17 protein-coding genes are annotated in these 22,749 nt (G+C 69.5%); 7 read left to right on the top strand and 10 right to left on the bottom strand.

Translation table 11 applies throughout. The features are described 5' to 3' along the window. The first annotated feature begins 1 nt into the window (after position 1). From ACRSBM_RS15130 to ACRSBM_RS15120, 3 genes are all read left to right on the top strand, one after another. Positions 2 to 1,522, top strand: coding sequence for a carbamoyltransferase C-terminal domain-containing protein (locus ACRSBM_RS15130; protein ID WP_434444015.1), 1,521 nt, complete (start codon positions 2 to 4; stop codon positions 1,520 to 1,522). Between the two features lie 125 nt (positions 1,523 to 1,647). Continuing rightward, positions 1,648 to 2,955, top strand: coding sequence for a glycosyltransferase family 2 protein (locus ACRSBM_RS15125; RefSeq protein ID WP_434444014.1), 1,308 nt, complete (start codon positions 1,648 to 1,650; stop codon positions 2,953 to 2,955). Positions 2,956 to 3,201: 246 nt separating this feature from the next. Then, positions 3,202 to 4,212: a UDP-glucuronic acid decarboxylase family protein gene (locus tag ACRSBM_RS15120; RefSeq protein WP_434444013.1), complete on the top strand. Its 1,011-nt coding sequence runs from the start codon at positions 3,202 to 3,204 to the stop codon at positions 4,210 to 4,212. Between the two features lie 179 nt (positions 4,213 to 4,391). On the opposite strand, the gene ACRSBM_RS15115 is transcribed toward ACRSBM_RS15120, so the two are convergent. The 10 genes from ACRSBM_RS15115 to ACRSBM_RS15070 all read right to left on the bottom strand — a co-directional run bounded on the left by ACRSBM_RS15115 (position 4,392) and on the right by ACRSBM_RS15070 (position 15,480). Next, a complete protein-coding gene (locus ACRSBM_RS15115) occupies positions 4,392 to 5,693 on the bottom strand; it encodes a condensation domain-containing protein (RefSeq protein WP_434444012.1) in 1,302 nt (433 codons plus the stop codon). Next, positions 5,690 to 6,748 (bottom strand): hypothetical protein, encoded by a 1,059-nt coding sequence (locus ACRSBM_RS15110; RefSeq protein ID WP_434444011.1) that lies wholly within the window; start codon positions 6,746 to 6,748, stop codon positions 5,690 to 5,692. The genes ACRSBM_RS15115 and ACRSBM_RS15110 overlap by 4 nt, the downstream gene beginning before the upstream one ends. Further along, positions 6,745 to 7,704 (bottom strand): phosphotransferase family protein, encoded by a 960-nt coding sequence (locus ACRSBM_RS15105; protein ID WP_434444010.1) that lies wholly within the window; start codon positions 7,702 to 7,704, stop codon positions 6,745 to 6,747. The genes ACRSBM_RS15110 and ACRSBM_RS15105 overlap by 4 nt, the downstream gene beginning before the upstream one ends. Further along, the gene (locus ACRSBM_RS15100) at positions 7,701 to 8,696 is read right to left on the bottom strand and encodes a Gfo/Idh/MocA family protein (RefSeq protein WP_434444009.1); all 996 of its coding nucleotides are present in this window, start codon (positions 8,694 to 8,696) and stop codon (positions 7,701 to 7,703) included. Before ACRSBM_RS15100 ends, ACRSBM_RS15105 begins: the two co-directional genes overlap by 4 nt. Continuing rightward, entirely contained in the window at positions 8,686 to 9,948 is a 1,263-nt protein-coding gene (locus ACRSBM_RS15095; RefSeq protein ID WP_434444008.1) for a hypothetical protein, read from the bottom strand. The genes ACRSBM_RS15100 and ACRSBM_RS15095 overlap by 11 nt, the downstream gene beginning before the upstream one ends. Further along, complete coding sequence (locus ACRSBM_RS15090) at positions 9,945 to 10,205, bottom strand: acyl carrier protein (protein WP_434444007.1); 261 nt, start codon at positions 10,203 to 10,205, stop codon at positions 9,945 to 9,947. The genes ACRSBM_RS15095 and ACRSBM_RS15090 overlap by 4 nt, the downstream gene beginning before the upstream one ends. Before the next feature lies 1 nt (position 10,206). Then, on the bottom strand, positions 10,207 to 11,382 hold the full coding sequence (locus ACRSBM_RS15085) for a radical SAM protein (RefSeq protein ID WP_434444006.1): 1,176 nt from the start codon (positions 11,380 to 11,382) through the stop codon (positions 10,207 to 10,209). A gap of 11 nt (positions 11,383 to 11,393) precedes the next feature. After that, on the bottom strand, positions 11,394 to 12,635 hold the full coding sequence (locus tag ACRSBM_RS15080; RefSeq protein ID WP_434444005.1) for an MFS transporter: 1,242 nt from the start codon (positions 12,633 to 12,635) through the stop codon (positions 11,394 to 11,396). A gap of 277 nt (positions 12,636 to 12,912) precedes the next feature. Further along, positions 12,913 to 13,851, bottom strand: a complete 939-nt coding sequence (locus ACRSBM_RS15075) for a ParB N-terminal domain-containing protein (protein WP_434444004.1) — start codon at positions 13,849 to 13,851, stop codon at positions 12,913 to 12,915. A 468-nt stretch (positions 13,852 to 14,319) separates the two neighbouring features. Then, positions 14,320 to 15,480, bottom strand: coding sequence for a beta-ketoacyl synthase N-terminal-like domain-containing protein (locus tag ACRSBM_RS15070; protein WP_434444003.1), 1,161 nt, complete (start codon positions 15,478 to 15,480; stop codon positions 14,320 to 14,322). Positions 15,481 to 15,684: 204 nt separating this feature from the next. Here ACRSBM_RS15070 and ACRSBM_RS15065 point away from each other — a divergent pair, with 204 nt between their 5' ends. The 4 genes from ACRSBM_RS15065 (at position 15,685) to ACRSBM_RS15050 (ending at position 22,682) form a co-directional block, all read left to right on the top strand. Next, entirely contained in the window at positions 15,685 to 18,444 is a 2,760-nt protein-coding gene (locus ACRSBM_RS15065; protein WP_434444002.1) for a sensor domain-containing protein, read from the top strand. Between the two features lie 279 nt (positions 18,445 to 18,723). Further along, the gene (locus ACRSBM_RS15060; protein ID WP_434444001.1) at positions 18,724 to 20,208 is read left to right on the top strand and encodes a family 43 glycosylhydrolase; all 1,485 of its coding nucleotides are present in this window, start codon (positions 18,724 to 18,726) and stop codon (positions 20,206 to 20,208) included. A gap of 164 nt (positions 20,209 to 20,372) precedes the next feature. Beyond that, entirely contained in the window at positions 20,373 to 21,110 is a 738-nt protein-coding gene (locus tag ACRSBM_RS15055; RefSeq protein ID WP_434444000.1) for a D-Ala-D-Ala carboxypeptidase family metallohydrolase, read from the top strand. Positions 21,111 to 21,260: 150 nt separating this feature from the next. Beyond that, positions 21,261 to 22,682: an FAD-dependent monooxygenase gene (locus ACRSBM_RS15050; protein WP_434443999.1), complete on the top strand. Its 1,422-nt coding sequence runs from the start codon at positions 21,261 to 21,263 to the stop codon at positions 22,680 to 22,682. Positions 22,683 to 22,749 lie beyond the last annotated feature (67 nt).

The raw sequence follows: 22,749 nt of genomic DNA, 5'->3' as shown, positions 1-22,749 counted from the left end.
CATGAAGAATCGGCACGGTCGGCTTGTCGTATCAATGTTCTTCGGCGATCACGACTCGAACGTCACGATCGCCTCCAACGGCCGGGTGCTGCTCCACCTCGAGTCCGAACGGGTGCTCGGGATCAAGCACGTCGCGGCCACCGCCGAGCAGATGGACGACACGGTCGAGGCCGCCCTCCGCTATGTCGGCGCCGACGCAGACGACGTCGACGAGGTGCTGGTCGCCAAGTGGAGTGCCAAGTACGACCTGGCGCACCCGATCAGGATCGGCCGGCGGGAGTTCACCCCGGTGATCACCGGTCATCACCTCAACCACATCGGCACCGCCCTGCCGTCCGGCTTCGACCAGTGTCTCGTGCTGTGCGCCGACGGCTGGTCGGAGGACGGTGCCACCTCGATGTACCTCTACGACCACGGCCGGGTGGACCGCGTCGCCGTTCTCCAGCACACCTTCCTGACCGGGCGGGTGTACGGGACCGCGACCCAGATCACCGTCCAGCCGGACTACATGATCGCCAACGCCTCCGACAGCGGGAAGATGCTGGGGCTGTCGGCGTTCGGCCAGCACGACCCCGCGCTCGCCGCCCGCATCCGAGCCGATGTCGACGACTTCAACCGGGCGAACCTCGACGGTGTCGACCACCTCCGCCGGCGTTACGGCATCAGCGACGTCTACTCCCGCACGCCCGACGAGAAACGCCGCCACCTGGCTGCCACCGTGCAGAAGGAATGGGAGGAAGAACTGCTGGAGGTCGCCGCCCGGTTCCGTCCACTGTCGCCTCGCCTCGCCCTGGTCGGCGGTTGCGCGATGAACGTGGTGGCGAACGGCCGGCTGGCGAACAGCGGAATCTACAGCGACTTCTTCATCCCCTCCATGCCGTCCGACACCGGCCAGTCGCTGGGCGCGGTGTGGAACCGCTACCCCGAGACGGTGACATCAAGCCCGTACCTGGGCCGCGACTACGGAATCAGGGCGACCAGGACGTCCGTCACCACGATGGCCGACGACCTGGTCGCGGGCCGCGTCGTCGCGCTCTACACCGGCGCGTCGGAATCCGGCCCCAGGGCACTGGGCAACAGGTCGATCCTGGCTGTCCCGCGCAACGACGAGATCCGGGTGCGCGTGAGCGAGCAGATCAAACGCCGGGAATCGTACCGGCCAGTCGCACCGATGGTGCGGGCCGAAGACCTGAAGCGTTTCTTCGACGGCAAACTCCTGTCCCCGTACATGACCTACGCGTACATGGCCAGGGAGGAGACCATGGACCGGGCCCCGGCCATCGTGCACGCGGACGGGACCAGCCGGGTCCAGACCGTCGGCGCCGACCAGCACCCGTACCTGCATTCCGTCCTGACGGCCCTGGAGGAGCGTGGTGAGGCCCCGGTGCTGCTCAACACGTCGATGAACGTGGCCGGCAGCCCCATGGTCGACACGCCTGACGACGCGCGGCAGTTCCTCGCCGAGACCGAGGTGGACGTGCTCTACCTCGGAGATCAGCGGCTCGTCCGCCAGTCCTCGTGACCGAATGCTTTCGCCGGTGATCTGCCGTTTCGCGCCGGTTCCCAATCTGAAACACGTCAATCCAGTCCATTGACCGTATACATTGCGAAATGGACACCCATGTTCACCCTCACTAGCATGGCGACATGAGCTTCGCGGAAGGTCATTCGACGTTGAATCGCAACCGGAAAAAGCTGTCGGTGGTACTGCCGTTCCGCAGCGTCCCGCAGTGTCTGGACTGGACGGTCCGGTCTCTGCAGAAACAAACCCTGGACCCCGCGCTCTGGGAGATCGTCGTGGTGGACGACGACTCCGGGTTGCCCGTCGGCAGCCTGCTCGACGACATCGGCGGCGAGGTCACCACGAGGGTGGTGACGGCGGAACGGAACGTGGGTCGCGCGGCCGCCCGGAACCTGGGCGCGTCGAACGCCGAGGGGGACATCCTGGTGTTCCACGACGCGGACATGGTCATCGCGCCGGATTCGGTACAACGGAACTACGAGTTCCACCAACGGTTTCCCGGATCGGTCTACATGGGAGCCAGGTTCGAGTCGAGCTGGCTGACGCTGAACCGCGTGATGGCCGGGGACACCACGCCACCGGAGAGCCCGGTCGAGTTCGACCAGCGCGAGCGCATTCCGCACGAGAGCCTGGCCAAGACGAGGGCCCCGTGGCTCTGGGTCTACTCCAACAGCCTGTCGCTGCCGAAGAGCATGCTTCTCGAGGTGGGCGGGTTCGACGAGAGCTTCCAGGGCTGGGGGCCCGAGGACCTGGAGCTGGGCTACCGCCTCTACGTCCACAGTGGACGCAGGCCGGAGATCTTCACGTACGACTCCAAGACGATCTCCTACCACATTCCGCACTACGCGGAGTGGTCCAAGAACCACAGGTCGATGCAGCGCAACACCGAGTACTTCATCCAGAAACACGGCATGTACGACGTGGAGGTGTTCAGCTACTCCTCGGAGGCGACGGCCTCGCTCAAGATCCCGATCTACGAGGAGATGGTCGGCCGCTTCCTGGAACAGGGCCTGGGCGTCGTCACGACGGGCATCCTCGATCTCGTCCCCCAGGACGTGCCGTCGCTGGTCGTGGGAACCTGGCCCGCTGACGGGCCGAGCCCTTCGGGCAAGACCATCCGCTACGACCACTCGCGACCGGTGTCCGAGGACAACAAGCACCTGTTCGGCATCGTCACGCTGCTGGAGGACCGCACGCTGGAAGCCGTCGTGAACGTGGACTTCTGGCGGTTCTTGTTGCCGTTCGACCTCAACAAGCTGGTCGAGGAGTCGCTCAGGGTCGCCCAGCGGTTGGTCCTCGTCCAGACGCACGGGTCCGGCGACGGTCCACTGTCCTCCTGCGCCACCGTCGACTACGTGGCCGACATGCTCGGCCACAACCGTTCGGTGACGCGGTCCACGGTCGACGGCGCGGACGTCCTGCACGTCACCTGATGGCGCGGTCCGGAACGTCGGCTGGGTAGTTCACGCTCAGCAGAGCGCCTCACCGCACCGCCCGTGCAACCGGTTCGAGGGCGTGCGGGCGACACCACGACGCACCCGTCCGACCGCGAACTCGCCCGGCAACGTTCCCGAGCCAGGGCTCTGGCCGGTCAGGGACGAAGCGAGGACCTCCCGTCACCTCACTCCCGCCGATGTCGCTGACACGAGCCCGGCAAACCAGGAGGGTCGGTACCGCAGATGAAGGTGTACCCCGGTGCGCGAGACAGGCGCTTCGACCGTGCTGTCGTCACGGGCGGGGCCGGCTTCCTCGGCTCGCACCTGTGCGAGGCGCTCGTAGCGGCCGGCACAGAGGTGGTGTGCGTGGACGACTACTCCACCGGTTCTCCGAGCGCGGTGGCGCACCTGCGCGACGACCCGCTGTTCGACCTGGTCGTGGCGGACGTCAGCGGCGGACTCGCGGTCGACGGGCCCGTGGACCTCGTCCTGCATTTCGCCTCGCCGGCTTCGCCGCCGCAGTACATGGCGCGCCCCGTGGAGACGCTGCGGGTCGGCAGCAACGGCACCTTTCACGCGTTGTGCCTGGCCCGCGACCGCGGCGCGCGGTTCGTGCTGGCCTCGACGTCGGAGGTCTACGGAGACCCGCACCAGCACCCGCAGCGGGAGGACTACTGGGGCAACGTCAACCCGGTCGGGCCCCGGTCGATGTACGACGAGGCCAAGCGCTTCGCGGAGGCGCTGACGGTGTCCGTCGGGCGAGCCGAGGGGGTCGACGTGGGCATCGTGCGGATCTTCAACACCTACGGGCCGCGGCTGCGCCCGTACGACGGCCGGGCGGTGCCGAACTTCATCCGGCAGGCGCTGGCCGGTGAACCGTTGACCGTCATGGGAACCGGCGAGCAGACCCGTTCCCTGTGCTACGTGGACGACCTCGTGCGCGGTGTGCTCGCGATGGCGTCGAGCGAGCACCGGGGGCCGGTCAACATCGGCAACCCGCAGGAGATCACCGTCCGGGAGCTCGCACTGCGGATTCGCGAGCTCACGGACAGCCGGTCGCCGCTGCACTTCACCGACGCGGCCGAGGACGATCCGAAGCGCCGCTGCCCGGACATCTCGCTGGCCGGACAGGAGCTCGGGTGGAGCCCGGCGGTCGGCATCGAGGAGGGGCTGCGCCGGACGATCGCGTGGTTCGGCGCGCACACGGGTGATCCGCGGGAAGGCCGCGTGCTCTTCGGCACCGCGCAGTCGTAGGTCCGGAAACCAGGGGGAACGGTCGTGCAGCGACTGTCAGCGGCGGGAAAGGCGGTCGGCGGCCGCGTGGAGCCATCGCGCGCTCGGCGGGCCGCGACACGGCAGGAGCGGGACGCGGCGTCGATCGCGCGGATCATCGCGATGGTCGCCGGGGTGCCGCGATCGCAGGTGAACGCGGACTACGTGCGCATGGTGATCGAGTCGGACCGGGACTCGGCGTCGTGGTCCAACGACGTGCCGGTGACGGTGTGTCCGCCGGAGCCCGCCGGTGAAGCGGCGCGGGACGCCGAGTGAGAGCTTGCGCCTGGCCCGCGGATCTGATCGACGACATGGGCGACGACCGCGCGGGTCGCCGTCTCCGACCAGCCGTTCCCGTCCGCGCTGAAATGGCCGTGCAGCGCGCCCTCGTTCGTCTTTCGCAGCCGGATGCCGAGTTCCTTGGCCTTTCCGACGTCCTTCGCGCCCGCGGCGGCGATGACGTGTCCGGTCATCGGTCCGAAGTCGACAGTGGCGGGCCGCTGCTGCGTGATGTACTCGAAGAACGGGATGATCTTGTCGGCCATGGCCGGGTTCATCGTGCGGATGGTGTCCGCCGGGAAACGGGCGTGCGCCGCGCAGCCCAGCACGGCGTCGCGAACGAGCCGATGGTCGTCGGTGACGGGCACGACCAGGTAGGACGGGACCATGCACGGGCCGGCCACGCGTTGCCAGCGCGGGCGGTCGCGTTTGCTGAACATCGTGGTGAACGCGAAGGTGTCGCCGCCGTCGACGTGGGCTGCCATGCCGTCGCCCATCGCGGCCAGCAGTGACACCAGCGGCGTGCTGCGCCGGGCCGTGAACGCCCGCTCCGCCCTCGCGAACTCGTCAGCGGTCAGCACCTCCTCGCGGTAGGCGAACGCCGGACTCGTCAGCGCGCCGGAGATCGAAGCCAGGTCGGCTGTGCCGATCGCCCGGCTCCACCACGCCTCCGCGGCCGTGCGGCCTCGGCTGACCTGTTCGGCCTCGGCGGCGACGTACTCGCCGAACTGCGCCACCGGCTCTGGTGCGGCCGCTCCCCCTGCCTCGGCGGCGTAAAGGGCACCGAGGTCGGCGAGCAGGATCCACAGCGTCGCCGGATCCGAGACCAGGTGGTGCACGTGCAGCGAGAGGACGTGGGTCGACCGCCCGGTCCTGGCCAGCCGGACCCGCACCGGGTTGCCGAGCGGCACCGGCACGTGCGTCCACTCGTCGTCGTCATGAACCTCCAGCCCCGCGCCCGGTTGCGCGCTGACGACCTGGCCGGCCGCGGTCACCTCGGTGCGCAGGATCTCGTGCCGCCGCACCAGCCGGTCGACAGCGGCCGCGAGGCGCGCCTGGTCGAGAGGCCCGCGCAGTTCGACGACCGCGTTCATCGTGAACCAGGAGCCGCGGGTGAACCCCGGCATGCGGTCGTTCAGGCCGAGTGCGTACGTCTGCCAGAGGGAAAGCGGCCAATCCGTCATCGGGCACCTGCCATCAGCACGTGGGAGTAGTCGGGGACGTCATCGCGGGCCACGAGCAGTGCTTCGTGTGCGCGCCGGAGCATTTCCGGGGAGAACCCGGAGTCCTGCCAGTCGTCGAACGGCACACCGAACCCGAGGTCCTGCCACAGCCGGGCGTTGCGCCGCTCGTGGTCGCCGAACGGGTCCAGCAACACGACGGGGGTGGCCGACCACAGCGAGTCCAGCAGCGTGCCGCCGCCGGGCTTGCTCACCATCGCCCGCGCCACCCGGCACAGGTCGAACGAGCCGTGATGGCCGGTGCGGCGCCGGTATCGTGGTGGGTGACCCGGTTCGACCTGGCAGAACGGTGGATAGCCGTCGTCCAGCCACGGGTGCCAGCTCGGGTCCATCAGGTGGTGACGAACGCCGTCGTCGTCGTGCGACACGTCGGCGAGCTCATAAGCGACGACGTCCAGTTCGAAGCCCCGTGCTCGCAGGTCGAGCGCCTTGTCCCGATAGGTGCCCATCCCCCAGCCACCGCCGTGCACGAGGAGCCGGTTCTCCCTGGCCTCCCACGAAACGGGCGGCTGCCTCGTCACCGGGATGCTGCACGGGAGGGTCCGTGAGTCCGCGTGCATGAGCCACCTCTGCCGGGCACCGACGTCCGGGCTGCCGCGGAACGACGGTGACTCGACGGAGTCCACATGGCACACGTCGACCAGCGGCTTGCTGTCGCAAGTGGACAGATACCGTTCCAGCACGGGCAACCAGAAACCGGAGAACACGACGAACTGCCGCACGCGCAGGTTTCGCCAGTGCGCCAGCTCCGCGGACACCGCTTCCTCGGACGCGACGCTGACCGGGTCCGAGCGCACCTGCTGGCCCGCGCGCGCGAGCCGGAAGTCCCGGTGGAAAGCCACCTTCATCTCCGCCGTGGTCCGCAGCTTGTGCTCGGGCAGCAGCCGTTCGACGACGCTCACGCCGACCTCGGCACCCTGCTCGCGCAACCGGTCCGCGAGCAGCAGCCCGGGGACGTGCACGCCCAACGCGACCCCGGAGGTGAGGATCTGGATCACAGCGCCCCCAGCTCAGCGCTCAAGTGCTTCTGCACCAGCCTCTTCTGCTCCTCGTGCCCGGGACCCGAGCACCGCCGCGGCGTGCCCTCGACCAGCATGATCAGGTAGAGGTAGCTGCGGTACATCGCCAGCCTCAGCCGGGCACTCCGGGTGAACGGCGCGGCACCGTAGCCCGCCAGGAACTCACGATCCCGCTCGATGTCGCCGAACAACGCGGGCGAGACCAGCTCGGCGAGCGGGTCGCCGAAGAACGCGCGTTCGCCGTCGACCAGCCCGGTCACCCGGTGGTCGTCGACCATGACGTTGCCGTCCCACAGGTCGAAGTGCACGAGCACGGGCCGTTCGACCTCGTCGAGCAGATCAGCGTGCGAGCGCATCAGGTCCGCGATCCGCCCGGCGGGCTCGGGCAGGGTGACGGCGAACCTGTCCGCGTCCGCGACCAGGACGTCCACCATGGCCAGGAAACCCTCCCGCCAGGTGCGCGCGAGACCCAGCTGCGGGTAGCCGAAGCCGGTGCCGGTGACCTCGTGCAGACCCGCGACGACCTGGCCCAGGTCCGCCCGCAACGCGGCCCGTTGCGACGCGGTGAGCGCTCGGTTCCGCGCCGCCAGGTTGTCCCCCGCGATCTCTGTCATCAACAGGAAGTCGGCCGCCACCGCGGTGCGGGTGAAATCGGCGTGCACGACCTCGGGCACCACCGCGTGCCCGTGAGCGGCGCGGTAGAAGGTGGTCTCGGTCTTCATCAGGTCCCGCTCGTAGGTGAGCCCCGGGGCATCCGGGCTCGGCGCGACCTTGAGCACCAGTCCGCCGCCGGACGTCGTGATCCGGTAGGCGGTGTTGAAGGTGCCCTCGGTCAGCTCTGCCCACCCGGTCACCGTGCCGGGATCGACTCCGGACACGTCCAGAACACGGTGCAGCGTGTGCTCGTCCAGCCGCAGGCGGTGCTCGTTGTTCATCGGACTCCCTGATGTTCACGCTCTGCTGCACGCCGCTGTGCGGCGCGGTACACGGCCGCCATCGCGGTGACGCGTTCTACTGCCGCCGGCAGCTCGCCACCCCACGGCGTGCCGTCCACCAGCCAGTCTCGCAAGGCGGTGATCTGCTCGGCGTAGTACGAGCGGGCCGGGAAGCCGATCACCTCCCGATCCTCCTTCCGCACCACGAGGTTCAGCGGCACCGGTCCGAGCACCGGGCGCAGGAAGTTCCGGATGCTCATGGTGGCCTGCTCGAACACGAACTCGTGGGTCGCCACGTGGGTGTCCCCGACCGCGCAGTGCAGGTTCGCCCGCCGGCCGTCCGGCCAGTCCAGCCGGGCCTCGAACGACCTGTCGACGCCGTTCGGGCCGTCGAACGCCGACTCGCCGCTCGCGGTGACCCCGCCCAGTCCCACCGTCGCCTGCACCGCCTGCAGCCAGTAGCTCGCGGTGTCGAGGAAGATCCCACCGCCGAGATCGGGGCGGTCGCGGTAGCCGCCGGGCGTGGGTGGGGCGAAGACCAGCTCGGTGCGGACCTGGAGCAGCTCGCCGCACCCCCGGTCCGCGATCGCCCGCCGGACCGTCTCCTGCCACGGGTGACCCGCGGTGGGCACCGCCTCCGCGACCCTCACGTCACCGCTCGCCGACTGGATCTCGGCGAGCTCGTTCTCGTTGAGGCACAACGGCTTCTCCACGATGACGTGCTTGCCCGCACGCGCCGCGCGGACGACCCACTGGTGGTGAGCGGAGTTGTGCAGCGAGATGTACACCGTGTTGATGGCCGGGTCGGCGACGAGTGCGTCGTAGGTGGCATGCACGACAGGGATGTCGTTGCGGTGCGCGAACTCCCGGGCGCGAGTCACATCGCTCGCGGCGACAGCTCGGACGTGGATGTCGTCGTGTGCGGCGCTCGGACGCACGATCGCTCGTTCGGCGATCGCGGTCGCGCCGATGAGACCCAGCTCAAGCCGCACGAGCCGCTCCCCTCAGGCTCATTCCCGCCGCGGCGACGGCCGCGTGCAGCCGGTCGCGCCAGACGGGCAGCTCGGCCGGTGCGCAGAACACCGCCGCGTAGACCCGGCCTCCGGGCGCGGCCAGCGCACTGCCGCTGAGCACGGTCACGCCCGCCCCGCCGTGCTGACAGCGGGCGGAACCCAGCGCCGCCACCAGGTCCGCCACCCCAGCGCCGGGCGGCACGACCAGTTCCAGCTGCACCAGGTGGCAGCGCAGCCCCGGCAGCGTGCCGCGCTCGTCGAGCCTCCTAGTCAGCAGGCCGAGCGAGTGCCGGGCGTTGACTTCCAGCACCGGCACGATCCTGCCGTCCGCCAGCACCGCCGAGTCGACGCAGGCAGGGCCGGAGTAGCCCGTCGCGCCGACGGCGTCGGCGACCGGGGCGAGCATGGCACGGTAGCTCTCCTCGTCGACCAGTCCCGGCCACGCCGGGCCGGATCCCAGGTGCCGGAACCCCCGGTTGGTCATCGCCTGCACGCCCAGCCACACCCACGTCCCGTCGCGGTGGATCTCCAGGTGCGCGGAGAAGTCGTGCAGCACCAGGAACTTCTCCTGCACCAGCAGCTCGACCCGCCGGCCGCCGGCGACCTGTCGGCGCAGGAACCGCTCGACCGCGGCGAGCACACCCGGCGTGCCGATCTCGACGGTCCCCCGGCCGGACACCCCGTACGGGTCCTTCACCACCGCCGGACCGTCCAGATCGGACACCGCGGCGACCAGACCGTCCACCGAGTCGACGCGTCGCGCCGCACCGGGCAGCTCCAGCCGGTGCACCAGGTCGTTGGACCACGTCTTCGAGTTGACCTCCGCCACGACGCCGAGGTCCGGCAACCCGGTCAAGCCAAGGCGTTCCGCGAGCGCGACGGTGTCCGGCAGGACCGCGTACGGCGCCAGGCCGACGAATCCGCGCAGCGCGTCCAGAACCGTGCTGTCGCGGGCCACCTGGCTTTCGACGGTGCCGTCGGCACCACCGCCCGTCCAGACGTGGTCGAACGTGATGCCCGCCTCGGCCAGGCCGGACCGGAGCACGTCGTTCATCGGCCACCGGGTCACGAGCAGGTCGCCAGGCGCGCAGAAGCCCGCGAGCAGCTCGTCCATGCCCGCGACGGTGTGGTCGGTGCCGGCCCGCCCGATCGACGGCAGGTTCGCCAAGTCTGCCGGGCGCCACCGGGACTCCGCGTCGAAGGTGCCGAGCCGGACCTGTTTCCCGGTCATCGGGCGATCGGTGCCAGCCGGCTCACGAAGTCCGCGAACTGCCGCACGGACCGCAGGTCGTCCAGTTCGAGGTTCTCGTAGTCGAGCGCGACGTCGAAGGTGTCCTCGATGCCGAGCAGGAACGAGATCATCTGCAGTGAGTCGAGCCCGTAGTCGTCCACCAGGTCGGCGTCGGACGAGATGCCGGCGGGCTCGATCCCGTTGGCGAGCACCGCCGCCAGGACGGTCTTGATCTTCTCCTGGACATGCTCGGACATGTCACACTCCGTTCAGGTAAAGAAGAATGCACTTGGAACAGACGGGCATCATCCCGTTGGCCGACATGATCTTGCGGATCTCGCGGAACGACGGGCTCTGCCAGAGCTCGGCCGCCGGGGTGTCGTAGAGGTTGCCCACCACGAACTCGGGGAAGAACTTGCACGAGCTGACGTTGCCGTCGGCGTGCACCTCCATCCGGTTCGACACGGCGAGGCACTTGTTGCGGTGCTGCGCGGGCCGGGACGTGCCCAGGATGAAGTCGGCGACCTCATCGGCCTCCAGCTGCGGCTGGTAGCGCACCCGCACCCGCCACTGCCGGGCCGCGAGCCGCGCCATCGACTCGCGCAGCACCGGCAACTGCTCCGGTGGCAGCCGGTAGGTGTAGGAGTGCCAGGTCGGCTTCTTGGTGCCGGTCGCCGGGTTGAGCCAGGCGAACGCCTCGTCGTACAACCGGTCCATGGCCTCGGCCACCTCGGGGCTGATGAACCACGGGAACTGGAAGTAGACGGTGTTGACGCCGAGCTCCTCCGCCCACTCCATGAACTCGTACATCTTGCCCACGGTCACGTGGGAGACCATGCAGGACAACGACAGTTCGCCGTCCCAGGCTCCGGACCGCTTGAGGTCCAGCATGGTCCGGATATTCTCCATCGTGCGCTTGAAGGTCCCCTTGCCGCGCAACGCCTCGTGGTCCTCCCCCAGTCCGTCGAGGCTCACCAGGAGGTTCAGGTTCTCCCCGATGCGCAGCAGGTGTTCCATGTTGCGCTTGAACAGCAGGCCGTTCGTGCACATGTTGACCGTGCGCGGGTATCGCTCGACCAGGGCGGCGACCTCGCTGAACCCGCTGTGCATCAACGGTTCGCCGCCCCAGAGGAAGAGCTTCGACCGCAGCGGTGCGGTCATCCTCAGCACGTCCTCGATGATCGTGATGTCGAGTTCGGTCCTCTGCTGCTGGACGCTGAAGTCGCGGAAGAAGCCCTGCTCGTTCCACTGGTAGCAGTGGGTGCACCGCAGGTTGCACTTGTAGGTGAGCTGGAGACTGATCTCCTGCGGAAGCGGCGCGGCGTATCCGGGATCGGCCAGCAGGTTCCTGCGCGCCGACGACCGGATGGCCACGGTGTGTTTGATGTCCGCGAACTCCTTGGCGTTCAAGGTGCGCGTGGTGCTGGGACGCATCCGATCTCCTCCTACAGGTCCACTGCGACACGGTTGATCAACAAGACGCTCAGGCCCGCACACGTGCCGCCGGTGGCGAGCACCAGGACGAGACCCGTCGCACTGCCCAGGCCCGCGCTGAGCGCGCTGCCGAGCACGCCACCCAGGACGGATCCCAGCGGGATGGGTGACGACATCACCGTCCTGGCCGCGGCGTGCACGGTGCTCTGCCGGTCCGGTGGTGTGACGGCCTGCCGGACGCTGGTCGTGACCACGTTCCACATCGGCATCCAGAACGCGGAGAACATGCGGATGACGACCAGCAGCGGCAACGCCAGCGCCGGCACGACCAGGCAGAGCGGGACGAACAGCCAGGTCATGCCTTCCAGTCCGGTCAGCAGCAGGGTGGGCCGCACGCCGATCCGGTGACTCATCCGGCTCACCAGGAACGTCCCGGTGACGGCGCCGACCGCGCCGGCGGCGAGCAGCAGCCCGCCGGTCAGGCTGGACAGGCCGAGCACGCGGTAGGCGAACAGCAGCAGCACCGCGTCCACCGCGCCCATGCCGAAGTTCCGCACCGCCGACGCCACGACCAGCGGGCGCAGCAACGCGTGCCCCCACAGGAAACTCAGCCCCTGCCGGATCCGCTCGCCGATCGGCGGGGCGGCGGCGACGGCCACCGTCGTGCGGTTCTCCGGCAGGCGCGACCGGGCGTACGCCGAACCGGCGAACGGCAGCGAGCTGAACAGCAGCCCGAGGAACGGACCCGCGAACTGCATCGCCGCGCCCGCCAGCGCCGGACCGGCCAGTTTGGACAGGCTGTCCGTCGCCTGCAGCCGGGAGTTCGCGCCGACCAGGAACTCGGTGCCGACCAGGCCCGGCAGGTACGCGAACCCCGCGATGTCGACGAACACCGTCGCCACACCCGCGATCGCCACCACCGCGAACAGCTGCGCCAGCGTGAGCACGCCGAACACGGCCGCGAGCGGAATGCTCGCGAACGCCGCCAGCCGGATCAGCTCGCCCGCGACCATCACCCGGCGCTGCGGCGCGTGGGCCACCAGCGCTCCGGCCACCATGCCGAACACCGGGTAGGCCAGCCATCCCAGCGCGGCCAGCACACCGACCTCGGTGCCGGACGCGTCGAGCACGAGAATCGCGAGGCTCGGCACCGCGAACCCGGTGAGCCGATCACCGATCGCGCTGAGCGCGCTGCCCGTCCAGAACCACCCGAAACGAATGGGCAACACGGGTGCGGGCAACACCGCGCTCATGGAGTTCGCACGGCACGACTACCCGCCGCCGTCTTCTCGGTCAATGTACGGATCTCCCTTGCCTGTGGTCGGCAAAGCCAGTTGTACGAGCACACCATTGCCCTGGGAAGGCGACGGGCGAGAAGTGGAACGAAATGTCGATGCGATTTGCCCTTTCTCACCGGCAAAACATCACGACACGTTTCCACGGCCATGCCCGGATGCGCATGCCGGGCCCGGCCGGCTGTTCAACTGGCGGGGACCGACGCTTGAACACGGCGGTGAACGACAGGCCGCGTCACATCTCCTTGCGTTCCTGTTGTTCCAGCACCTCCGCGAACCCGTGCCACATCAGCGCGTACTGACGGGCGAGATCGGCGATGACGACTGCACAGTGCGGCGGAACGGACGGCACGATCCAGGCCTGGTCCTCCGGCCTGACCGCGTGACCGTCCAGCCAGCGCAGCAATCTCCGCCCGGACTCCGAGAACCGCAGCGACGGGTCCTTCTTCAGCGACTGCAGCGCCGCGATGACCTCGTCCACGTCCATCTGCACCGAGGGCGGCTCCTCCCGCCCACGGGGCTCGGGGACCGGCGTCGCGGCGTCCGGCACCTTGCGGCGGCGCACCGGGACGGGGTCGAGGCCCTGCCGGACCCGGTTGCGCACGTCGCGCGCCGTGCCGACCGCGATGCCCGCCTCTCTCGCGATCTCCCGCAACGACGCGTCGGGCCGGTCGGCCAGCACCCGGCCGGCCCGCAGCCTGCCCTGGGCCGAGTCGATCGGCCGGACCCGGCCGTCCCGCCCGACCCTGGTCGTGACCTGGTCAGAGCCGGGACGCACCGCGCGCCGGATACCCGCGACGCAGTCGGCGGACAGCCCGACGACGGCGGCCACCCGGCGGTCCGACCACGCGGGATGACGCTCGACGATGCGGCCCGCGGCCGCCTTGCGGTCGGCCAGCGACAGCGGCAGGCCGTGCTTGATGTTGGCTTCCACGGACAGCAGGAAGGCCCGATCCTCATCGCAGTCGACGAACCTGACCAGCAGCGTCTGCTCGCCGCGCAACATGGCCGCGCGCATCCGGTGCTTGCCGTCCACGACGCACATGGTCGGCCGGTGCACCAGCACGGGCGGCAGTGGCGCCGCCACCTCGGCGAGCAGCCTGACGTGCGTCGGATCCTCGCCGTCGACCCGCAGCGACCCGGTCATCTTCAGCGAACTGATGGGAACCCGCACAACCGATCCATCCGTTTCGCCGCCGGACGATCCCTCCTCTTCCAGCACTCCGGCGCCTGGTGACTGCGGCCTGGTTGCTTGCGGCATCGTCATTTCGACGTCGTCCGCGTACGACATCAATGAACCCCCAGTGATGCACGTGTACAACGCATTGCACCCAGAAAGGACAACACGCCGACACGCAGTCGGCGGCCCCCTGAGAAATCCCTGAGCAGTCTCACTCGCACGACATGGAATAGCTCCGACTATAACCACAGTCGCGCAAGGCAGTCAATTGGACGCAAAGCGTAGGCACCACGGAAAACCTGCACGCAGCCGCATTGTTGTCGGAGCATTGTCCCGGAAAACGCCCGCCGCGCCGCCCCATGAGGTACCGGAACAAAAACCGGTACTCGGTCCGGGACAGCAGGTCACGTCGGGCCGCCGGCGCGGGAAGGTGACACGCGCTGTGCCGAGTGGACTGTCCCGTCAGGCGGGTGGCGCGAGCACGACCGCCGAGTTGTGCCCGCCCATGCCGAGCGACGACTTGATCGTGAGGCCGTCGGCGAGGGGCGTGAGCCCGTCCAGCAGTCGCGGGTGTCCGGGTGCGACCACCGGTGGCGCCGGGACCACCCCGCTGTCGTACGCCATCGCGGTCACCGCGACCTCGATCGCCGACGCCGCTCCCTGGCAGTGTCCCGTCATGGGTTTCACCGAGTAGATCCCGGTCTCCGGCGCGAACAGCTGCTCCAGCACGGCCGCCTCGGCGGCGTCGCACTGCGCGGTGCCCGGACCGTGCGCGTTGAGGTAGCGCACGTCGGCCGCGCTCACCGCGGCGTTGTCCAGCGCGTCGGTGAAGCACGCGGTGATCTGGTCGAGCGCGGGATCGATCGACGTCACGTGGTACGCGTCGTGCGACATCGCACCGCCGAGCGCGAGAGCGTACGGACGCGACGCACGGCGGGAAAGGACGAACGCCACTGACGCCTCGCCCATCACGAAACCCCTGCTGCCCTGCTGGAACGGGCGGCACGCGTCGAGCGGCTCCGCGTCGACGATCGCCACGCCGAGCCGGACGAAGTGGGCGACGTTCTCCGGGGTGAGGGAGAGATCCGTCGCGACGAACACGACGTCGTCGACGATTCCCGCGTCCAGCCACGCCTTCGCGGTGATCAGGCCGGCGTTGCCCGACGCGCACATCGCCGAGACGTTCATCGCGGGACCGTGGAAACCGTATTCCTGCATGAACGTCGACATCGGCGTGGACGGCATCAACGCCAGGTAGTCGTGCACCGCGAGCTTGCCGCCGCGCGTGACGTAGAAGTCGCGCCACAGGTCCACCTCGCCCAGCACGACCGCGTGCAGGAGCCCGACCCGGCGGCCGGGCTGCCAGCCACGGGTGCCCGCGTCCTCGATGGCCTCCCTGGCGGCGGCGCGCATGGCCTGGGCGAACCTGCTCGGACCGTCCACCGGGTCACCGCCGGCGCCGACACGCGCCGCCCACACCGTGTCGCCGGGGAACCGGCCCAGTTCCGGAACGACGGCGGCCGCGGGCTTACCGCTGACCAGACCGTCCCAGAAACAACCGCGGCCCCATCCGTACGCGCTGACCACGCCGATTCCGCAGATACCCACACCTCGCGCGACCATAGTCCAGCTCCCCCCACACCGAGGGTCGACGCCTCCCTCCCAGGGTAACCGCGCCGGCCGCCGTGCGGCGAGGAATTCATTAGTCCACAATGGACGCCGAAATGGACCCTGATCACCGGTTGGATCCGGCTACCCGATATAACGGCACACCATGTTCACGCCAGACGGATGCGGCTCTGGTCAGGTCTGCGGTAGGACTTCACGATGGCCACGCCACCACGAATACGAGGAGACGCCGGTTCTGCGAGCCACGACGTGAGCGGCCTGATCGGTGACGCCGACTTCGAGCACGAGCTGCTGGCCGACCTCGCGCTCTCGGTCGGCGCCGCCGTGGTGTGGTGGCTGGACCTCGACGCGGACCAGCTCGGCTGGATGCCGGGCCTCGACGTGGTGATCGGGGTGCCCGGCTCGGACACCGACACCGTGCGCGCCCGGCTCGCCGAACTGGTCGCTCCGTTGACCGTGGCCGCGCGAACGGCGCCGGCCTGGCAGGACTTCGAGCTGGAACAGCCCCTCGAGACGCCGGGCGGCCCGCGCCGGCTCCAGTTCCGCGCCCGTGTGTCGACCCGCGGTTCCGCACGGGCCCTGGTCGGGGTCGTCGCCGACGTGACCCGGCGGCACGCCCAGCAGCAGGAGCTCGCGGACCTCGCCGACCGCTACCGGCTGCTGGTGGAGCTCTCCCCCGAGGCGATCGTCGTGCACGAGGCCGGGTTGCTCGTGTACGCGAACCCGGCGGCGGTCCGGTTCGTGCGGGCTCGCTCGGCCGGTGAGGTCCTCGGGCGGCCGATCACCGACTTCGTCCATCCGGACTCGCAGGCGGACATGCTGCGGCGGATCGCGCGGCTGAAGGTGCCGGGCGCGACGAGTGACCCGTCGGACGCGGTGCTGCTCCGGTTCGACGGGGGCGTCACCGACATCGAGTCGGTCTCGGTGCGCACGACGTGGGAGGGCAGGCCGGCGTTCCAGGTGATCATGCGGGACGTCACCGAGCAGAAGGCGGCCGCGGCGGCGTTGCGCTACCAGGCGGCGCTCGTCGCGCACGTCAGCGACGCGCTCATCGCCACCACGTCCGACGGTGTCGTGACGAGCTGGAACCCCAGCGCCGAGAACGTCTACGGCCGGCGCGCCGCCGACGCGATCGGACAGGTCATCGGTCACGTCGTGGGCGCGCCGCTCGACCCGGTCGCGGTACTGGCTGCGGGAGGCGTGGTCCAGGCGGAGCACCGCAGATCCGACGGCGAGGCGCTGGCGGTGCGGGTGTCGGTCGCCCGGATGGACGACGGCTATGTGCTGATCTGCGCGGACGAGACCGCCCGCAGACGAGCGGAACACCACTTCACGGCGGTGGTCGCCGCCATCGGCGAGGGTGTGCTCGTCGTGGGGCCCACGGGCCTCGTCGAGTCCGTCAACCCCGCGGCCGAACGGATCCTCGGCGTCAGCGCGAAGGAGGCGATCGGCCAAGCTGCGTCGTTGACCGAACTGCACGACGAGGCCGGCCGGCCCATCCCGCCCGCACTCTTCCCGTCGGCCATCACCCGTGCCACGGGCAGGTCGCAGCACGGGCGGATCGTCCGCGCCCTCCGGCCGGACGGCAGCCGCGTCTGGTTGTCGCTGAGCGCCCGCGCACTCACCCAGGACGGAAAGCTGCCGTCGGCGACCGTGGTGTCGTTCACCGACATCACCGAACGCCGCAGGATCGACAGCCGGCTGGAGCACGAGGCGACGCACGACGCGCTGACCGGCCTGTGCAACCGGACGGTGACCATCAACCGGCTCAGTCCACCCGCCAGGGCGCACCGGTCGGGGCTCACCGCGGTGCTGTTCATCGACCTGGACAAGTTCAAGGTCATCAACGACTCCCTCGGCCACAGCACCGGTGACGAGGTGCTCCGGGTCGTCGGCGCGCGGCTCAGCCAGAGCTCCCGCCGCGGTGACGTCGTCGGCAGGCTCGGCGGCGACGAGTTCACCGTCATCGCCTACGGCGTGACCGGACCGGACGAGGCGACGGCTCTCGCGGACCACATCCGCGCCGAGCTCAACCAGCCGATCTCGGTCGGGGGACGGCATCTGCACGTCGACGCGAGCGTGGGCATCGTGCTCGCCGAACCGGCCGACTCCCGCGACGGCTCCGACCTGCTCCGTGACGCCGACCTGGCGATGTACCAGGCGAAGACCGAGGGCCGGGGCCGCATCGCGTTCTTCGACGTCGAGCTGCGCGAACGCATCCAGCGCCGCCTGCAGCTGGAGCAGGACCTCCGCACGGCACCGCTCAACGACGAGCTGTGGCTCGCCTACCAGCCGATCATCGACCTCCGGACGGACAAGCGCACGGCCGTCGAGGGCCTGCTGCGCTGGACGCATCCCCGCTACGGCCTCATCTCCCCCGTCGAGTTCATCCCGCTCGCCGAGGAAAGCGACCTGATCACCATCATCGGCGCCCACATGCTGCACACCGCCGCCCGCGAGATCGCCACGCTGGCGCCGGAGCTCCAGCTGACCGTGAACCTGTCGGCCCGCCAGCTCGACGACCCGTGGCTCGTGTCCTCGGTCCGCAACGCCGCGCACAAGGCGGGGCTGCCCCCCAGCGCGCTGTGCCTGGAGATCACCGAGAGCGCCCTGATGCGCGACCCGGCGCTCGCCGCCCGCACCCTCGCGGCGTTGCGCGACCTGGGCGTGCAGCTCGCGATCGACGACTTCGGCACCGGCCACTCGTCACTCGCCCAGCTGCTCACGCTGCCGCTGGACACGCTCAAGATCGACCGTTCCTTCACGGCGGGGCTGGGCCGGTCGGACGAGGCCGAGGCGATCGTCACGAGCATCATCGCCATGGCCCACGCGGTCGACCTGACCGTGATCGCCGAAGGGGTGGAGCAGATGGAACAGCTGGACATCCTGCGGGCGCTCGGGTGCGACCAGGCGCAGGGGTTCCTCCTCGGAAGGCCGGCACCGGGGACCGAGCTGTGAGCCCGGGAAAGCACCAGCCGCGGACGACCTGCGGTTGAAAGGCCGCCGCAAGGGTTTTCGCCGACGGCGCTGGCCTGTGTCCGGGGCTGACGCTCGACGGTCGACTGCCGCCCGGTGACGTCCCTGACCCACCCTTCGTTCCATCGACCTCGTCCGCGGTGCGTGGTGCGTGTCTGCCAACGGTCAGGCGCTGGACAGCGGTGCACAGTGGTGTTTGGATCGATCAACGCAGTGTTTACAACGTTGTAACTAGTCCGCCCCTGCAGATTGGACGAGACGTTGACACAAAGAATCGTCGCCGCCGCCCTGGCTGCCCTGCTCCTCGGGAGCGTGCCCGCCGTGGCCTCGTCGGCGCCCGCCGTACCCGACTTCTCGACGGCGGAGGCCGGCAACCCGTTCGTGGACGGGTGGTACGCCGACCCCGATGTCGCGGTCTACGACAACAAGTACTGGGTCTTCCCCACGTCGTCGCGACCGTACGACGAGCAGACCTACCTCGACGCCTTCTCCTCGACCGACCTGGTCAACTGGACCAAGCACCCCAACGTCCTCACCACCGCCACCGTGTCGTGGGCACGTCGTGCGGTCTGGGCGCCCGCGCCCGTGCAGCGCAACGGCAAGTACTACCTGTACTTCGGCGCGAACGACATCCAGAGCAACTCCGAACTGGGCGGCATCGGCGTCGCGGTCGCCGACCGTCCGGAGGGCCCGTACCGCGACGCGATCGGCAAGCCGTTGATCAGCCAGTTCGTCAACGGCGCGCAGCCCATCGACCAGGACGTGTTCATCGACACCGACGGTCAGGCCTACATGTACTACGGCGGCTGGGGACACGCCAACGTGGTCAAGCTCAACGAGGACATGACGAGCCTCGGCCGGTTCGCCGACGGCAGCACGTACAAGGAGATCACCCCGGCGAACTTCACCGAGGGTTCGCAGATGTTCAAGCGGAACGGCAAGTACTACTTCATGTGGTCCGAGGACGGCTGGACCGGCCCGAACTACGCGGTGTCCTACGCGATCTCCGACTCCCCCACCGGGCCGTTCACCAAGATCAGCCGGGTGCTGAGCCAGGATGCCGCCGTGGCAAGGGGTTCCGGCCACAACACGGTGCTCAACGTGCCGGGCACGGACATCTGGTACATCTTCTACCACCGGCGCCCGTTGAGCCGCACGGGCGCCAACGACCGGCAGCTCGCCTACGACCGGATGACCTTCAACGCCGACGGGACCATCCAGCCGGTGACCATGCGGGTCAAGGACAACTTCGCCGACAACGACGCCGTGGGCTGGACCACGCACGGCGGCACCTGGTCGGCGAGCCGCGGCCGGTACGAGACCGGGCCTTCCTTCGGCGGCAAGTCGTTGCTGGACACGAACTTCTCCGACTTCGTCCAGGACGCCGACGTCATGCCGAGGTCCGCCGCCGGTGACAGCGGGGTCGTGTTCCGCGTGACGCAGGCGAGCACCGGGACGGACAGCTACCGCGGTTACTACGCGGGGATCAGCGCGACCGGCCAGGTCGTGCTGGGCAAGGCCGACAACAACTGGACGCGGCTGGCGTCGGCCCCGGTGACCGTCAGGCCGAACGCCTGGCACCACCTGCGCGTGGAGGCGATCGGCTCGGCGATCAAGGTGTACGTCGGCGACATGGCCACGCCGAAGATCTCCGTGACCGACACGAGCTACACCAGCGGGGCCAACGGCGTGCGCGTCTTCAACACCGGCGCGCGCTTCGACAACTTCGCCGTCAGCCACCGGTGATCCTCCCGGGCCGGCCCTGACCGGGGCCGGCCCGGAGCACCCGCGGTGACGGCTGTCCGGGTGGTTTTTCGGCGCCGAACTAAGAGTTCGGTTGGTTGCTCATTGACAGCTCGGCCGTGGACTCGACACGCTGCACCTCCCTGTGACCGAAAGGTGCCGTTGTCATGAAACTCCGCTTCCTCTTACCCCTGCTCGCCCTGCTCGCCGGTCTCGGTGTCGGTGTCGCGCCGGCCGCGGCGGATCCGCAGGCGGCCGACGCCTGCTACACCTGGGGACGCACCCTCTCGGAAGGAGCATCGGGCGAGGACGTGCGCCAGCTGCAGATCCGGGTGGCCGGTTATCCCGGCTACGGCGGCGTGCTGGGCCTCGACGGACAGTACGGGCCCGCGACCAAGGCGGCCGTCACCCGTTTCCAGCAGGCCTACGGCCTCGGTGCCGACGGCATCGCCGGGTCCGCGACGTTCTCGAAGATCTACGCGTTGCAGGACAACGACTGCACGCCGGTCAACTTCTCCTACGACGAGCTGAACAACTGCAACTCCACCTGGTCGGGCGGCAACGTCTCCGCGGCCACCGCGCGCGCCAACGCCCTGGTGTCCATGTGGAAGCTGCAGGCCATGCGGCACGCCATGGGTGACAGGCCGATCGACGTCAACGGCGGCTTCCGCAGTGTCGCCTGCAACAACGCCGTCGGCGGCTCGCCCACGAGCCGTCACCTGTACGGCGACGCCGTCGATCTGGGCGCGGGCCCGCAGGGCTTCTGCGCGTTGGCGAAGCAGGCACGCAACCACGGCTTCCGCGAGATCCTCGGACCGGGCTACACCGGCCACAACGACCACGTGCACGTCGCCCACCGCTCCACCCGCTTCTGGTCCGCCCCGAACTGCGGCGTGTCCGGCTGAGCGCACTGCCGACCGATGCGGCGGCTGACCGGCGGCCGCCGCACCGCGAGTTCCCCGCTCTTCCTTCCCACCTATATCGCTTGCTGGAGATCTTCAGCAGCCACACAATGAGCCGCCGTTGTCACGGACTTCTTGCCGAATAGGTGGTTCATGTTCGATGTGATCGTCGCAGGCTGCGGGCCGACCGGCGCAATGCTGGCGGCCGAGCTGCGGCTTCACGACGTGCTGGTACTCGTTCTGGAGAAGGAGCCCGAGCCGGTATCGTCGTTCGTCCGCATAGTGAGTCTGCACATTCGCAGTCTCGAGATCATGGCGATGCGGGGCCTGCTGGACCGTTTTCTCGAACACGGCAGGCAGCGGCCGGTCGGCGGCATCTTCGCCGCCATCCCCGCACCCGCGCCCGACGGCCTGGATTCCGCGTACTCCTACTTGCTGGGCATCCCGCAGCCGATCGTCGATCGTCTGCTCGAGCACCACGCGGCCGACCTGGGTGCGCGGGTCCGGCGCGGCTGTGCGGTGGCCGGTCTCGAACAGGACGACGAGGGGGTGACCGTCGAACTGGCCGGCGGCGAGCTGCTGCGGTCGCGCTACCTCGTCGGCTGCGACGGCGCCCGCAGCACGGTGCGCAAGCTGCTCGGCGTCGGCTTTCCCGGCGAGCCGTCCCGGACCCACACGCTGATGGGCGAGATGGGAATGGGTGTGTCGCCGGAGGAGATCGCGGCCAGGGTGAACGAGATCCGCGGGAGCGATCCGGTGTTCAGCATCGCGCCGTTCGGTGAAGGGGTCTACCGCGTCGTCGTCCCCGTCACGGGAGCCACCGAAGATCCGCCGACGCTCGACGATTTCAGCCGGCAGTTGCGCGCCATCGCCGGAACCGACTTCGGCGTGCACTCCCCGCGTTGGCTGTCCCGCTTCGGCGACGCCACCCGGCAGGCCGAGCACTACCGGGTAGGACGGGTGCTGCTGGCGGGCGACGCGGCGCACATCCACCCGCCCGCCGGCGGCCAGGGCCTGAACCTGGGCGTGCAGGACGCGGTCAACCTCGGCTGGAAACTGGCCGCGCAGACCCGCGGCTGGGCGCCGGACACGTTGCTCGACACCTACCACGCCGAACGTCATCCGGTCGCCGAGGACGTCCTGAACAACACCCGCGCCCAGGTCCTGCTGGCGTCCGGCGAACCAGGCCCGCGGGCCGTGCGCGGGCTGCTCACCGAACTGATGGGCCTCAACGAGGTGAACCGGCACCTGATCGAGAAGATCACCGCTCTCGGCGTCCGCTACGACTTCGGTGCCGGTCCCGACCTGCTCGGCCGCCGCCTGCGCGACGTCGACCTGACCGAGGGCCGCCTCTACGACCGGCTGCGCCGTGGCCGCGGCCTGGTGCTCGACCGCACCGGAAGCCTGACCGTCGAAGGCTGGGCGGACCGGGTCGACCTCATCGCGGATCCCGCCGCGGCGCTGGACGCTCCGGCCGTCCTGCTGCGCCCCGACGGTCACGTCGCCTGGGTCGGGGAGCGGCAGGAGGAGCTGAACGACCACCTCGCTCGCTGGTTCAGCAAGCCTGCCGCCTGACCGCGACGAGATTTGGTCAACACTGAAGCTATAGAGAAGAAGGCCAGCTCTACGGCAGTTCTCCAGT

It is taken from the genome of Lentzea xerophila, from assembly GCF_051094245.1.
Classification (GTDB): Bacteria; Actinomycetota; Actinomycetes; order Mycobacteriales; family Pseudonocardiaceae; genus Lentzea; species Lentzea xerophila.
This window is presented reverse-complemented; position numbering and strand designations above follow the sequence as displayed.

What these genes read in the sequence shown, in the direction of transcription:
- ACRSBM_RS15080 (WP_434444005.1), bottom strand. Translation starts at nt 12,635, where the DNA reads ATGAGCGCGGTGTTGCCCGCACCCGTGTTGCCCATTCGTTTCGGGTGG.
- ACRSBM_RS15095 (WP_434444008.1), bottom strand. Translation starts at nt 9,948, where the DNA reads ATGACCGGGAAACAGGTCCGGCTCGGCACCTTCGACGCGGAGTCCCGG.
- ACRSBM_RS15055 (WP_434444000.1), top strand. Translation starts at nt 20,373, where the DNA reads ATGAAACTCCGCTTCCTCTTACCCCTGCTCGCCCTGCTCGCCGGTCTC.
- ACRSBM_RS15125 (WP_434444014.1), top strand. Translation starts at nt 1,648, where the DNA reads ATGAGCTTCGCGGAAGGTCATTCGACGTTGAATCGCAACCGGAAAAAG.
- ACRSBM_RS15070 (WP_434444003.1), bottom strand. Translation starts at nt 15,480, where the DNA reads ATGGTCGCGCGAGGTGTGGGTATCTGCGGAATCGGCGTGGTCAGCGCG.
- ACRSBM_RS15130 (WP_434444015.1), top strand. Translation starts at nt 2, where the DNA reads ATGAAGAATCGGCACGGTCGGCTTGTCGTATCAATGTTCTTCGGCGAT.
- ACRSBM_RS15085 (WP_434444006.1), bottom strand. Translation starts at nt 11,382, where the DNA reads ATGCGTCCCAGCACCACGCGCACCTTGAACGCCAAGGAGTTCGCGGAC.
- ACRSBM_RS15090 (WP_434444007.1), bottom strand. Translation starts at nt 10,205, where the DNA reads ATGTCCGAGCATGTCCAGGAGAAGATCAAGACCGTCCTGGCGGCGGTG.
- ACRSBM_RS15050 (WP_434443999.1), top strand. Translation starts at nt 21,261, where the DNA reads ATGTTCGATGTGATCGTCGCAGGCTGCGGGCCGACCGGCGCAATGCTG.
- ACRSBM_RS15115 (WP_434444012.1), bottom strand. Translation starts at nt 5,693, where the DNA reads ATGACGGATTGGCCGCTTTCCCTCTGGCAGACGTACGCACTCGGCCTG.
- ACRSBM_RS15120 (WP_434444013.1), top strand. Translation starts at nt 3,202, where the DNA reads ATGAAGGTGTACCCCGGTGCGCGAGACAGGCGCTTCGACCGTGCTGTC.
- ACRSBM_RS15105 (WP_434444010.1), bottom strand. Translation starts at nt 7,704, where the DNA reads ATGAACAACGAGCACCGCCTGCGGCTGGACGAGCACACGCTGCACCGT.
- ACRSBM_RS15065 (WP_434444002.1), top strand. Translation starts at nt 15,685, where the DNA reads ATGGCCACGCCACCACGAATACGAGGAGACGCCGGTTCTGCGAGCCAC.